Annotated in this window: 12 protein-coding genes; 4 read left to right on the top strand and 8 right to left on the bottom strand. The window is 60.2% G+C overall.

Annotated features, from left to right (window positions below; genetic code table 11):
* The first annotated feature begins 69 nt into the window (after window positions 1-69).
* The gene (locus tag VW35_RS14940; RefSeq protein ID WP_244465914.1) at window positions 70-1,482 is read left to right on the top strand and encodes a DEAD/DEAH box helicase; all 1,413 of its coding nucleotides are present in this window, start codon (window positions 70-72) and stop codon (window positions 1,480-1,482) included.
* An 88-nt stretch (window positions 1,483-1,570) separates the two neighbouring features.
* A complete protein-coding gene (locus tag VW35_RS14935) occupies window positions 1,571-2,689 on the top strand; it encodes a GGDEF domain-containing protein (protein ID WP_046143891.1) in 1,119 nt (372 codons plus the stop codon).
* On the opposite strand, the gene VW35_RS14930 is transcribed toward VW35_RS14935, so the two are convergent.
* From VW35_RS14930 to VW35_RS14895, 8 genes are all read right to left on the bottom strand, one after another.
* Window positions 2,690-3,967 carry a 3-phosphoshikimate 1-carboxyvinyltransferase gene (locus VW35_RS14930; RefSeq protein WP_046143890.1) on the bottom strand — a complete coding sequence of 426 codons (1,278 nt, stop codon included), beginning with the start codon at window positions 3,965-3,967 and terminating at the stop codon, window positions 2,690-2,692. It lies immediately after the preceding gene.
* Window positions 3,968-4,011: 44 nt separating this feature from the next.
* Window positions 4,012-4,392, bottom strand: coding sequence for a HesB/IscA family protein (locus tag VW35_RS14925; RefSeq protein WP_046143889.1), 381 nt, complete (start codon window positions 4,390-4,392; stop codon window positions 4,012-4,014).
* Window positions 4,393-4,446: 54 nt separating this feature from the next.
* On the bottom strand, window positions 4,447-4,779 hold the full coding sequence (locus VW35_RS14920) for an SUF system Fe-S cluster assembly protein (RefSeq protein WP_046143954.1): 333 nt from the start codon (window positions 4,777-4,779) through the stop codon (window positions 4,447-4,449).
* 71 nt (window positions 4,780-4,850) lie between these two features.
* Window positions 4,851-6,071, bottom strand: a complete 1,221-nt coding sequence (locus tag VW35_RS14915; protein WP_046143888.1) for a cysteine desulfurase — start codon at window positions 6,069-6,071, stop codon at window positions 4,851-4,853.
* 139 nt (window positions 6,072-6,210) lie between these two features.
* Window positions 6,211-7,419: a Fe-S cluster assembly protein SufD gene (gene sufD, locus VW35_RS14910; RefSeq protein WP_046143887.1), complete on the bottom strand. Its 1,209-nt coding sequence runs from the start codon at window positions 7,417-7,419 to the stop codon at window positions 6,211-6,213.
* A 6-nt stretch (window positions 7,420-7,425) separates the two neighbouring features.
* A complete protein-coding gene (gene sufC / locus VW35_RS14905) occupies window positions 7,426-8,187 on the bottom strand; it encodes a Fe-S cluster assembly ATPase SufC (protein WP_046143886.1) in 762 nt (253 codons plus the stop codon).
* 59 nt (window positions 8,188-8,246) lie between these two features.
* Complete coding sequence (gene sufB, locus VW35_RS14900; protein ID WP_152662614.1) at window positions 8,247-9,776, bottom strand: Fe-S cluster assembly protein SufB; 1,530 nt, start codon at window positions 9,774-9,776, stop codon at window positions 8,247-8,249.
* 64 nt (window positions 9,777-9,840) lie between these two features.
* Window positions 9,841-10,986, bottom strand: a complete 1,146-nt coding sequence (locus VW35_RS14895) for a cysteine desulfurase family protein (RefSeq protein ID WP_046143885.1) — start codon at window positions 10,984-10,986, stop codon at window positions 9,841-9,843.
* Between the two features lie 278 nt (window positions 10,987-11,264).
* On the opposite strand from VW35_RS14895, the gene VW35_RS14890 reads away from it, so the two are divergent.
* On the top strand, window positions 11,265-11,927 hold the full coding sequence (locus tag VW35_RS14890; protein ID WP_046143884.1) for an alpha/beta hydrolase: 663 nt from the start codon (window positions 11,265-11,267) through the stop codon (window positions 11,925-11,927).
* A gap of 146 nt (window positions 11,928-12,073) precedes the next feature.
* Entirely contained in the window at window positions 12,074-13,324 is a 1,251-nt protein-coding gene (gene tyrS, locus VW35_RS14885; protein WP_046143883.1) for a tyrosine--tRNA ligase, read from the top strand.
* Window positions 13,325-13,463 lie beyond the last annotated feature (139 nt).

The following is a 13,463-nucleotide window of genomic DNA, read 5'->3' as shown; positions in this document are numbered from 1 at the left end:
CTTGCAAAGATTTCCGAGATGAGCCGCACCGGATAGTCGGGACGGTGGTCAGTCCGGAAAAGCCGCTGAGTGGAATCTCTGACGTTGACCGATGATTTTTCTGGCCTTGGCCTTTCAAGCAAAGTTACCGAAGCCGTAGCCGCTGCCGGCTACACCAAGCCGACGGAAATTCAGGCGCAGGCCATCCCGCACCTTCTGGAAAAGAAGGACCTGATCGGCATTGCCCAGACAGGCACCGGCAAGACCGCATCTTTCGTGCTGCCCATGCTGACCCTGCTTGAGGCCGGCCGGGCCCGCGCCCGCATGCCCCGCACGCTCATCCTCGAGCCGACGCGCGAACTCGCGGCGCAGGTCTCCGAGAATTTCGAGAAGTACGGCAAGAATCATCGGCTCTCGATGGCGCTCATCATCGGCGGTGTGTCCTTCGAAGATCAGAACAAGAAGCTCGATCGCGGCGTCGACGTGCTGATCGCAACTCCCGGCCGCCTTCTCGATCAGTTCGATCGCGGCAAGATTCTCCTGACCGGCGTTGAAATCCTGGTCATCGACGAAGCAGATCGCATGCTCGACATGGGCTTCATCGACGACATCGAAAAGATCGCCTCGCGCCTGCCCCCGCGCCGCCAGACCATGCTCTTCTCGGCCACGATGGACCCGCAGATTGAGCGCCTGACCAAGAAATTTCTCAAGGATCCGGTGCATGTGCAGGTCTCGCGCACAGCATCGACCGCCGACACCATCGACCAGAAGCTCGTCAAGGTGTCCTCGCGTCCCGATCAAAAGCGGGCCATGCTTCGCGCCCGGATCGACGCAGCAGAGGGCCTGACCAACGCCATCATCTTCTGCAACCGCAAGCGCGACGTTGCGACCCTTGCCCGCTCGCTTGAGCGGCACGGCTACAGCGCCGGCTCGCTTCATGGGGATATGGACCAGAAGAGCCGGATGGAAACGCTGGATGCGTTCAAGTCGGGAAATCTCAAACTGCTGGTTGCCAGCGACGTGGCAGCGCGTGGCCTCGACATTCCCGCCGTCAGCCACGTTTTCAATTTCGACGTGCCGGTTCACGCCGAAGACTATGTGCACCGCATCGGCCGTACCGGACGTGCAGGTCGCCTCGGCACAGCCTACACGCTTGTGGGCCCTGGCGATGAAAAGCATCTCGATGCCATCCTGAAGCTCATCCAGAAGCCGATCGATTATCTCGATGTCGCTCCCGTCATGTCGAGCGAAGATAGCGAAGAGGACGCTTCGGCAAAGCCAGCCCGCACCAGCCGTCGCCGACAGTCGTCGCGCACGCGGCCGAGCGAGGCAGAGGCGAGTCCGCAGGCTTCGATGGAGGAGAGCGCCGAAACACCTCGGCGGTCCAGGCGTCCGAAGAAGGAAAGCACGGCACCCCAGTCGGATATCGTCCCCGATTCGCCTTTTGGCGATGCCGGGCCAATTCCGGCGTTTCTTTTGCGGCCGACGCGTATTTCTGAATAAAAACTGCGAAGTATTTCAGCGGAAAGGCGTAAAAAGCCGTTTTGACGACTGTTGCTTCGGCGCTCGTTATAGCTTGTAAATGACTTCGATGTCAGAATACGGTGACAATAGTGAGCGCGTTGTGGGGCGCGGGGAAACGGTGTCGGATCACGAATTCACGCGAGCTTTAGGCTATGCGAACGCAGCGCTCGATCTGCTCAAGAAAAGCGGCATCCCGCCTTATCCGCAGTTTTATGAGCTCCTCTATACTTACGCGACCGGCGTAAATCCGTCGCTCAATCACCGCATCAATGCGCTCTTTTCGTCGGGCGATTCTCCGACAACGAGCCTTGCCGAAACCCTCTACAACGAATTCCTGAAGTCCGACGTCAACGATCGCATGTCGACCGTGTCGGAACGCATGCAGGCTCGCATCGAAGCGGTTCATTCCGCGATCGATCAGGCGATGACCACTGCCAATGCCTATTCCGGCTCGCTTCAGTCGGCACAGGGTGATCTCGAGCGCGACATTTCTCCCGAAGCGCTTAAGGCTCTTGCGACCCGCCTACTGGCCGAAACGCGTCGCATGCAGGATACCAATCGGAGTTTAGAGCAAAAGCTCGAAGCCTCGCGCGAGGATATCGCCGCGCTCCAGCGCGATCTCGACGACGTTCGGCGGGAGTCGCTGCTCGATCCCTTGACTAAGATCGCCAATCGCAAGAGCTTTGACGAGGGCCTGCGCACGGCCATAGCCGAAGCGCGCCAGACCGGCAATTCGCTCTGCCTGATCCTCGTCGATATCGACCACTTCAAGAGTTTCAACGACACCTACGGCCACCAGACTGGCGACCAGGTCTTGCGCCTCGTCGCCATGACGATCAAATCCAACATCAAGGGCCGAGACCTTGCGGCTCGCTATGGTGGCGAAGAGTTCGTGGCCATCCTGCCGAACACCGACATCAATGGCGCTTCGATCGTCGCCGAAAACGTTCGCCAGGCAATTCACGGCAAGGAACTGCTAAAGCGCTCGACCAATGAAAAATTGGGCCGCATCACCGCCTCGTTTGGTATTGCGTGCTTTCACCCCGCCGACACCGCCGGTTCGCTGATCGAGCGCGCTGATCGCTGCCTTTACGCAGCAAAGCACGCTGGCCGAAACCGTGTGGTGACCGAAGATAATCTCGCGGAAATTACTGAGCAGACTCGCGCCGGGGTGACCGCCGCCTGATCAGGCAGTCGGCACCATGGTAACGCCGAGCGACTGCAGCATGTCCCAATAGTCGGGATACGTCTTTCCCGTACATGCCGGGTCCAGGATCGTCACGCCGCCGACCCGCAGGCCGGCGAGTGCAAAGCTCATGGCGATGCGATGATCGTGATAGGTCTCGATCCGCGACGTGGCATTGCGTTGAGCCGCGTTAAGCAGGTCAGGGTCGGAATGAACCACTAGTTCGTCGCCCTCCTCGACCGCAAGGCCCGGCTTGATCCGATTGAGCTCATTGGCCACGGCCCGGATCCGGTCAGTTTCCTTGACGCGGAGATTTGCGATCCCGACAAAACGCACGGTCGACTTGTTGAATGCAGCGACCACGGCCATCGTCGGCACCGCATCCTGCATCTGCGAACCATCGATGACGGCCGGCATGTCAGGGAACTGCGCGATGACTGCCTGCGCTGCAGCATCCGGCTGTGTGAACGCATCTGCCGCCACACCAAGATCTATCTTGCCGCCCGTGAGTGCTTCGATACCCCAGAGATAGGTAGCAGCAGAGGCGTCGGGCTCGATATGGAAATCCGTCGCAGCATAGCCCGTCGGCTCGACCTGCCATGTGCCAGGCGCGGTTTCATCGACCTTTGCGCCGAAAGCCCGCATTGCGGCCAGCGTCAGGTCGACATAGCCGCGGGCACCGATGTCCTGGCCAGCGAGAGCCACTTCGATCGGCCCATCGCCAAAAGGCGCCGCCATCAGCAGTGCCGAGACGTATTGGCTCGAGAGCGAGGCGTCGATCTCCACCCTCCCCTTACCGAAGCGTCCCGCACCGTGGATCGTGACCGGCGGACATCCGGTGGGCGCCGTCGCGTCGATCCCCAGCGAGTTGAGCGCATCGACCAGCGGCTTGATCGGCCGCAGATGCATATCCTCGTCGCCATCAACCACGACAGTGCCGTCAATAATTGCGACCGCAGCCGTCAGAAATCGCGTCGCCGTGCCGGCATTACCAAGAAACAGCGGTGCATCCGGCACACGTAGCCTGCCGGAGCTGGTGACCAGAAAAGTGGTCGCATCCGGCTCCTCCACCGTCACGCCCATCTGCCGCAAGGCTTGCGCCATCAGCACCGTATCCTTGCTCTTAAGCGCACCCGTCAGCCGGCTCGTGCCATCCGCAAGCGCGGCGAGCAGCAAGACGCGATTGGTGATGGATTTGCTGCCCGGCGGCGATACACGCCCGGAGAGCGGGCGGCCGGGCGGGACGATGGTATAGGCGGCAGGGAGCGTTTTCGGCATGGTGCCGTGGTGTTAGGACAAAGCGTCCCAAGAGGCAATCGTGATCAGGCCGTCGCGCGTGCTTCCGCGATCGCCTTGAGGTCGGCCGCCTTGAGCGTCACGCTCTCCCCGCAGCCGCAGGCCCCGGTCTGGTTTGGGTTCTTGAAGGTAAAACCCGAGGACATCTTGGTTTCTTCAAAATCCATGACAGTGCCGAGAAGGTACATGGTGGCTTTCGGATCGACCCAGACATCGACGCCATGATCCGTTACGTGGTCGTCGCCCTTCAGCGGCTCGCTGACATAGTCCATCGTATAGGACACGCCTGCGCAGCCGGCATTCTTGATGCCGACGCGAAGGCCAATGACCGGCTTATCCGAATCTTCCATGATTTCGCGGATGCGCTCGGCAGCAGCATCGGTCAGGGACATGATCTTGAAGGCCATGATGTCGTCCGCCTTTATCGGTAGTTCACGATATATAGCAGTGAACGCGCGATCCTACCACCAGTTCAACGCAACTTGTGCTTCTTCGCTCATGCGGCTTGCGTCCCACGGCGGATCGAAGACCATGTTGACGGTGACATCCTGAATGCCTTCGACGCCGCGAGCTGCATTCTCCACCCAGGCAGGCATTTCGCCCGCAACGGGACAGCCGGGCGCTGTTAGGGTCATGTCGATGGTCAGGTTCCTGTCGTCGTCGAGGTCGACCTTATAGATCAGCCCCAGCTCGTAGATATCGACCGGAATTTCGGGGTCATAAACGGTTTTGAGCGCGCCGATCAGATCGGTGGTGATGCGCTGAACCTCGCCTTCGCCAAGGTTCTCCGGCATGGTCGGCTGGATGCGCACATCGATCTGTTCGTCGGCGGCTTGTGTCGTGTCTTCGCTCATCTAAAAGTCTCTCAGGCGAAAAATTTACGGGCGCGCTCGATGCCATCGACCAGCGCGTCGACATCGTCTTTGCCGTTATATAGGGCGAAGGACGCCCGGCAGGTAGAGGTCACGCCAAACCGTTTGAGCAGCGGCTGCGCGCAATGCGTACCGGCGCGGACGGCGATGCCGTAGCGGTCGAGAATGGTCGCGACATCATGGGCATGGGCGCCTTCGATCTCGAAGGAGAATATCCCGCCCTTGCCGGGCGCAGTGCCGATGAGGCGCAACGAATTGATGCGGCTGAGTTTTTCGTGAGCATATTCAGCCACGGCATGCTCATGCGCTGCGATATTTTCGCGCCCAAGCTCTTCCATATAGGTCAGCGCCGCGCCAAGCCCGATGGCCTGGACGATCGGCGGCGTGCCGGCTTCGAACCTATGCGGCGGCTGGTTATAAGTGACACCTTCGAGCGTCACCGTCTCGATCATCTCGCCGCCGCCCTGATAGGGCTGCATTTCGGCGAGCAGATCGTAGCGGCCATAAAGCACGCCGATGCCAGTCGGCCCATAGAGCTTGTGGCCGGTCATGATGTAGAAATCGGCGCCGAGATCCTGAACGTCGACTTTGGTATGAACCGCGCCCTGCGAACCATCGACCAGCACAGGAATACCACGCGCATGAGCGATCTCGACGATTCTCTTGATCGGCGTCACGGTGCCGAGGACATTCGACATATGCGTAACCGCAACGATACGCGTCCTGTCCGTCAGCGCCGCTTCGAACGCATCGAGACTGAAGCTGCCATCATCGCCGACATCGACCCATTTGATGACCGCGCCCTTGCGCTCGCGATGGAAATGCCAGGGCACGATATTGGAGTGATGCTCCATGATCGTCGTGACGATCTCATCCCCTGCGCCAATGCGCGGACCGGCAAAGGACTGGGCGACAAGATTGATCGCTTCCGTCGCGGAGCGCGTGAAGATGATTTCTTCGACCCGGCTGGCGTTGAGAAACCGGCGAACAGCCGCGCGCCCGCCCTCATAGGCCTCGGTCGCGCGATTGGCGAGCGTGTGCAAGCCACGGTGAACATTGGCATATTCATGCCTGAACGCATGGTCCATCCGCTCCAAAACCTGCACCGGCTTCTGCGCCGATGCGCCGCTATCGAGATAGACCAGGCGATGGCCATGGATGACTTCCGACAGGATCGGAAAATCGGCGCGCACTTTTTCGAGGTCGAGGGTCATCTTTTTGGTCCTAGTGAACCGCGATGTTTCAGTCGTCACCCTCCCCCTTGTGGGGAGGGATCAAGGGTGGGGGGCTGGCAGCCTCAATATGGTGGCTCCCGTGACACTCCCCATTGAGGGGGAGGTGCCATCTCGTGGCTCACTGGCCCAGCAGCCATCCGTCCACGATGCCCTGCAAGGCCTCGTTGAGCGCTTCATCTTCGATCGGGTCGATCAGCTCGGCGATGAATCCGCGGACCAACATGGTTTCCGCCTCGGCCTTGGGAATACCGCGGCTGAGGAGGTAGAACAGGCTATCCTCATCGAGCTTGCCGCAGGTCGAGCCATGGCCGCAAACGACGTCGTCGGCATAGATTTCCAGTTCAGGCTTCGAGAGAATTTCCGCATCGTCGGACAGCATCAAACCCTGATGCATGAATTTCGCATCTGTCTTCTGCGCATCGCGTGCAACGATCAGCTTGCCCTGCACCACGGCCTTCGAGCGGCCACGCGTAATGGACTTGAACAGCGGCTGCGACGAAGTATGCGGCACCGCATGCGTTGTTTCCATGGTGATGTCGGAGTGTTGGCCCTCTGAGACGAGATTGAGCCCCGTCACATCGGCATGTGCCCCCGCCCCTTCCATACGCGGGAAGAGATGCGTCCGCGCCAAGCCCGAACCGGCATGAACCACCAGCGTGCGGAGCTGAGCGCCCTCGGCCAGATGATATTCATTGGTCGCGAAGTGCGCGGTCGCGCGGCTGCCAAGGTCCACCGTGACGTGGGTCACGATGGCATTCTTGCCGAGCGCGAGATAGCTGGCATGGTTGCCGACATGGGCTGCATCCGAACCCGAAAATGTCTCGAGGATGACGACAGAGCTATCGTCCGCAACGAAAATCTTCGTCGCGTCGGCAACATGGCCCGCCTCGCCCTCGATGCGATGGTCGATCTGGATCACCTGGTCGATGGTGCCCCTGAGATCGAGGCTCAGCGCCTCTTTGGTCAGGCCATTGCTGATGCCGACCAGCGTATCGTCGCGATGGGTCAGCACGCCGCCGTGAGTCTTGCCGACGATGACGCCTTCAGGTGCAGTCGCAGCGTGCTGGACGACGCCGTTGACGATCGAAAGCGCATAGGCGCCTGGTACGCGGATCGCCGTGCCCGTCGCTTCATTGGCCGGCTGAGCCAGCGGCGGAACTGTCCGCAGCAGCGTCTTGAGATCGGTATAGTGATAAGCCTCGACGCGGCGGGTCGGCAGGCCGGCCACAGTAACACGCTCGGCGACCTGGTCAGCGCCGGCAGCCTTGAGCTGGGCGATCAGGGTTTCCTCGGCAGCGCCGAGACGAACTGGAAAAGCTGGGCGCATGGTTGGTTACGCCGCCTGACCGTCGTAGTCAGCATAGCCCTTGGCTTCAAGCTGCAGCGCCAGGTCCTTGTCGCCACTTTCGACGATCCGGCCATCGGAGAAGACGTGCACAACATCGGGAACGATGTGGTTGAGCAGGCGCTGGTAGTGCGTGATGACGAGCATTGAGCGCTTGCCATCGCGAAGCGCATTGACGCCCTTGGAAACGACCTGCAGCGCGTCGATGTCGAGACCGGAATCGGTTTCGTCGAGCACGGCCAGCGATGGCTTCAGCAGCGCCATCTGCATAATTTCGGCGCGTTTCTTTTCGCCGCCGGAGAAACCGACATTGAGCGGGCGCTTGAGCATTTCCGAGTCAACGTTGAGCTGGGCACCAGCTTCTTTGACAGCGCGCATAAAATCCGGGGTTGAAAGTTCGCCCTCGCCGCGCGCCTTGCGCTGCGCGTTGATGGCGGCCTTGAGGAAAGTCATGGTCGCAACACCCGGAATTTCGATAGGGTACTGGAAAGCGAGAAACAGCCCGGCAGCGGCGCGTTCGTCCGGCTCCATCTCGAGGATGCTTACACCGTTGAGCAGAATTTCGCCCTCGGTCACCTCATAGTCTTCCTTGCCGGCGAGCACATAGCTCAACGTCGACTTGCCCGAGCCATTGCGGCCCATGATGGCGTGAACCTCGCCTTGCGGAATGACAAGATTGACCCCCTTGAGGATTTCGCGCTCCTCGATGCGAGCGTGCAGGTTGCGGATTTCAAGAACGGGAGTGGTCATATGTTTTCTCCAAAGCCGGGGTCGCCGTTGGCGCCGCCCGGTGAGTTTTTGGTTACGGGTTAGCCGACTGAGCCTTCGAGGCTGATCGAGATCAGTTTCTGGGTTTCGACCATGAATTCCATCGGCAGGTGCTGGAGCACGTCGCGGACAAAGCCATTAACGATCAGGGCCACAGCTTCTTCCTCATTGAGGCCGCGCTGGAGGCAATAGAACATCTGGTCGTCGGAAATTTTAGACGTCGTCGCTTCGTGCTCGAAGACAGCGGTTCCGTTACGGCTCTCGATGTAGGGAACCGTGTGGGCGCCGCACTTGTCGCCGATCAGCAGCGAGTCGCACTGGGTGAAGTTGCGGGCGTTCTTGGCCTTGGCGTGCGCCGAGACTTGGCCACGATAGGTATTGTCCGAGAAGCCGGCGGCGATACCCTTGGAGATGATGCGGCTCGACGTGTTCTTGCCGAGATGGATCATCTTGGTGCCGCTATCGACCTGCTGGTAGCCGTTCGAAATGGCGATGGAGTAGAACTCGCCGCGCGAACCGTCGCCGCGCAGGATGCAGCTCGGATATTTCCAGGTGATGGCCGAACCGGTTTCGACCTGGGTCCAGGAAATGTGCGAATTGACGCCGCGGCAATCGCCACGCTTGGTGACAAAGTTGTAGATGCCGCCCTTGCCGTCCTTATCGCCTGGATACCAGTTCTGGACGGTCGAATATTTAATCTCTGCATTGTCGAGAGCAACCAGCTCGACCACGGCAGCATGCAGCTGGTTCTCGTCGCGCGACGGCGCGGTGCAGCCTTCGAGATAGGAGACATAGCTGTCATCGTCGGCAATGATCAGTGTGCGCTCGAACTGGCCGGTTTTCTTTTCATTGATGCGGAAATAGGTCGACAGCTCCATCGGGCAGCGAACGCCCTTGGGGATGTAAACGAAGGACCCATCGGTGAAGACGGCGGAGTTGAGCGTGGCGTAGTAGTTATCCGAAACCGGAACCACCGAACCGAGGTATTTCTTCACCAGCTCGGGATGCTCGCGCACGGCTTCGGAGATCGAACAGAAGATGATGCCGACCTTTGCCAGTTCTTCGCGGAAGGTGGTGACGACGGAGACCGAGTCGAACACAGCATCGACGGCCACATTGGCGCCAAACGGGGTACCGACGGATTCAGCTGCGCCTTCCACACCGGCAAGGATAGCCTGTTCCTTAAGTGGAATGCCGAGCTTCTCATAGGTCTTGAGCAGTTCCGGATCCACATCGGCAAGGCTCTTCGGACCCTTGAACGACTTGGGGGCAGCGTAAAAGCTGACTTCCTGCAGATCGATTTTGGGATAGTGGAGCTTCGCCCAGGTTGGCTCTTCGAGGGTCTGGAAGCGGCGGAAAGCGTCAAGGCGCCACTCGAGCATCCATTCCGGCTCTTCCTTCTTGGCCGAGATGAAGCGAACGGTTTCTTCGGTGAGGCCCGGCGGCAGCACGTCGGATTCGATATCGGACTCGAAGCCATACTTATATTTGTCGACGTCGAGGGCGAGCACCTGCTCAACCGTTTCGCGATCGATCTCTTCCTTGAGCGTCGGAATATCGTAGTCCGCCATCAGGCTTCTCCTTTGTGCCCATCGGCGGTTCAAGGCCGCCGCGAACGAAGTCTCTATCTAGCGGCTAGGCCGCTTTCCCCGCGCGCCGCTGGCGAACGAGAATTGTTTCAAAACCGGCAAGGAATGCATCGGCATCCGCCAGCGTGGAATTCCAGCCAAAGCTGACGCGCAAAGCGCATTCGGCGAGATCGCGCGAGACGCCCATGGCAAGAAGCACATGGCTCGCGCCGACCTTGCCCGAAGAACACGCTGAACCCGATGACACCGAGAGTCCGGCGAGGTCCAGCGCCATCATCGCCGTCGCATTGCGAACACCCGGTACGGCGAAATTGACGACATTGCCGACGCGATCAGCGCCGTCACCGAAGATAACGACATCAGGCGCCATCGCCTTGAGCCTGTCCTCGACGCGCTTGGTCAAAGCCGTTAGCGCGCGCATATCCATACGCTCTGCCGCGGCTGCCGCGCCAAAGGCCGAAATCAGCGCCGCCGATTCCGTACCGCCGCGACGCCCCTGCTCCTGGCCACCGCCTGGGATTAGGCGAACCGTGTCGGCATGACCCTTGGCCAAGAGCGCGCCGATCCCAGCCGGAGCTCCGATCTTGTGCCCACTCACTGCAACCATATCGGCAGCCGAGGCAGCAAATTCCAGATCGAGCTTGCCTAGCGCCTGGACGGCATCGACCACAAGTGTGTGACGCGTCGGGCCGACCAGCACCGAGATGGCGCCGATCGGCTGGACGACGCCCGTTTCATTATTTACCCAGTGGACCGCGACAAGCAGCGTCGTGCCGTCTTCGTCCGCCCGTGCGAGCATGGCACGAAGTTGATCAAGATCAATGCAGCCGTTCGGCAAAAGACCGATGGTGTGCACCGGCAGGCCCGTGGCCTCGGCCGCCTTGGCGACCGCAGCATGCTCCCCCGCGCTGATGGCAACGGCGCCTGCCGAAAAGGCCTTCGCACCCCCAACGATAGCCTGAGTCAAGGCTTCCGTTGCCGAGCCGGTAAAGACAACCTGGCGGGTTTCGGCTCCAGCAAGGCGCGCGACTTGAGCGCGTCCGGTTTCAATGAGATCGCGCTGCTTGCGGCCATGGGCATGAACGGAAGATGGATTGCCCGTCAGATCGAGCGCAGCCAGAAGCGCCGCGCGCGCTTCGGGACGAAGCGGGGCGGTGGCGTTATGATCGAGATAGATGCTCTCTTTCGCCATCTGCCTTCTTGGGCCCACTGCCCGAAAGAACCGCATGTCTGGAATGAGCCAATGGAAAGGCCCGCAAACCAAACACTTCTTGAAATTTGTCGCCCACTTTCATTACAAGGGGCGCTCAACACCGCCGCTCGCGGCCAAAACCGAATTTCGAACCATTCTAAACTGGTTTTTTCGACCCATGTTTTAGGGATCGCTCCGTCCTTAGTCAAGCGGCGCAGACGATTTCATGACCAGTCGGATCAGCTTAGTGACAGAGCCGAAAAAGGCCAGAAAACACCATGCCTGAAGTTATCTTCAATGGCCCCGAGGGGCGCCTCGAAGGCCGGTACCAGCCGGGCAAGGAACCGAACGCACCGATCGCCATCGTTTTGCATCCGCACCCGCAGTTCGGCGGGACGATGAACAACCAGATCGTCTACAATCTCTTCTACATGTTCGCCGAACGCGGCTTTTCCGTGCTGCGCTTCAACTCGCGCGGCGTCGGGCGTTCGCAGGGCGTCTTCGATCACGGCATCGGCGAACTCTCGGACGCCGCTGCGGCACTCGATTGGCTGCAGATCATCAATCGCGAATCCCGCGGCTGCTGGATCGCCGGCTTCTCCTTCGGCGCCTGGATCGGCATGCAGCTTCTAATGCGCCGTCCGGAGGTCGAAGGCTTCATCTCGGTTTCCCCGCCGGAAAACCTCTACGACTTCTCCTTCCTCGCCCCCTGCCCGTCTTCCGGGCTGATCATCCATGGCGACAAGGACCGCGTGGCGCCGCCGCAATCGGTCCAGAAGCTCGTGGACAAGCTCAAGACCCAGAAGGGCATCACCATCGAACAGCAGATCGTGGAAGGGGCCAACCACTTCTACGAAGGCAAGATCGATGAACTGACGACGGCCTGCGCCGAGTATCTGGACCGTCGCCGTCAGGAGATCGCGGACGGCGGCGGGCGCTGAGTTAGAGCGCAGAAGAAGGCGGTTACCCACTGCGTTGTCATCCCCGCGAAAGCGGGGACCTCCGTCTCCTACCGCCGTCCTCTCATTCGATCGTCTCGCCCCCGTGGCGGTGACACTGTGAGAGGGGCGACACCTGGATCGCACCAATGACCAAATTCAAATCCGATTTCCTCCGCGTCCTCGATGAGCGCGGCTTCATACACCAGATTTCCGATCCCGAAAGCCTCGATCAGCTCGCTTCGTCGCAGAAGATCACCGGCTATGTCGGCTATGACGCGACGGCGACTTCGATCCATATCGGCAATCTGATCACCGTCACCATGCTCTACTGGCTGCAGGAAACGGGCCACCAGGCGATCAGCCTGATGGGCGGCGGCACCTCCATGGTCGGCGATCCGTCCTTCCGCGACGACCAGCGCAAGCTCCTTACGGTCGAGCAGATCGAAACCAATATCGAGAGCATCAAGCGCGTCTACGGCAACATCCTCAATTATGGCGGCTCCAACCCCGCCATGATGGTGAACAATGCCGATTGGCTGCTGAAGCTCAATTACATCGAGTTCCTGCGCGATGTCGGCCGCCATTTCTCGGTCAATCGCATGCTCTCGTTCGATTCGGTAAAGCTGCGGCTCGATCGCGAGCAGTCGCTGAGCTTCCTCGAATTCAACTATATGATCATGCAGGGCTACGATTTCACCGAACTCAACCGGCGCTATGGCACCGTGTTGCAAATGGGTGGTTCGGACCAGTGGGGCAACATCATCAACGGTGTCGACCTCAGCCATCGTATGGGCGGGCCGCAGCTCTATGCGCTGACAACGCCGCTCCTGACCAAGTCGTCCGGCGAAAAGATGGGCAAGTCGGCGTCTGGCGCCGTCTGGCTCAATGGCGATCTCTTTTCGCCCTATGATTTCTGGCAGTATTTCCGCAACACCGAAGACGCCGACGTCGTGAAATTCCTCAAGATTTTTACACGCCTGCCGATCTCGGAAATCGAGCGCATCGGCGCACTCGGCGGCAACGAGATCAACGAGGCCAAGAAGATCCTTGCGACGGAAGTCACCGCCATCGTCCATGGCCGCGATGCTGCCATCCAGGCTGCAGCCACAGCGCTCGCGACCTTCGAATCGGGCGCCATCGATCTCTCCCTCCCGACGGCCGAGGTCACCCATGCCGAGCTCGCCTCCGGCATAGGCATCCTCAATGCGCTCGTGAAGGCCGGTCTCGCCGCATCTAACGGCGAAGCCCGCCGCCACGTCGCTTCCGGTGCCGTCAAGGTCAACGACGCAGCGGTCGATGACGACAAGCTCAGCCTTGGCGACAATGCCCTTCTCGACGAAGGCGTCATCAAACTCTCGGTCGGCAAGAAGCGCCACGCGTTGATCAAGCCGATCTGAAGCATATTACCCTCCCAGCCATCGTCACCACCGGGCTCGTCCCGGTGGTCCCTGTGGGCCCGAAATGGATTGCCGGGACAAGCCCGGCAATGAAGACGATATGGGATTTGAGTTCAAAGGCGTCGCAGATCTGTGCGGC

The organism is Devosia soli (assembly GCF_000970455.1).
GTDB classification, from domain to species: domain Bacteria; phylum Pseudomonadota; class Alphaproteobacteria; order Rhizobiales; family Devosiaceae; genus Devosia; species Devosia soli.
The sequence above is the reverse complement of the archived record's forward strand: the minus strand, read 5'-3'. Positions and strand labels throughout refer to the sequence as shown.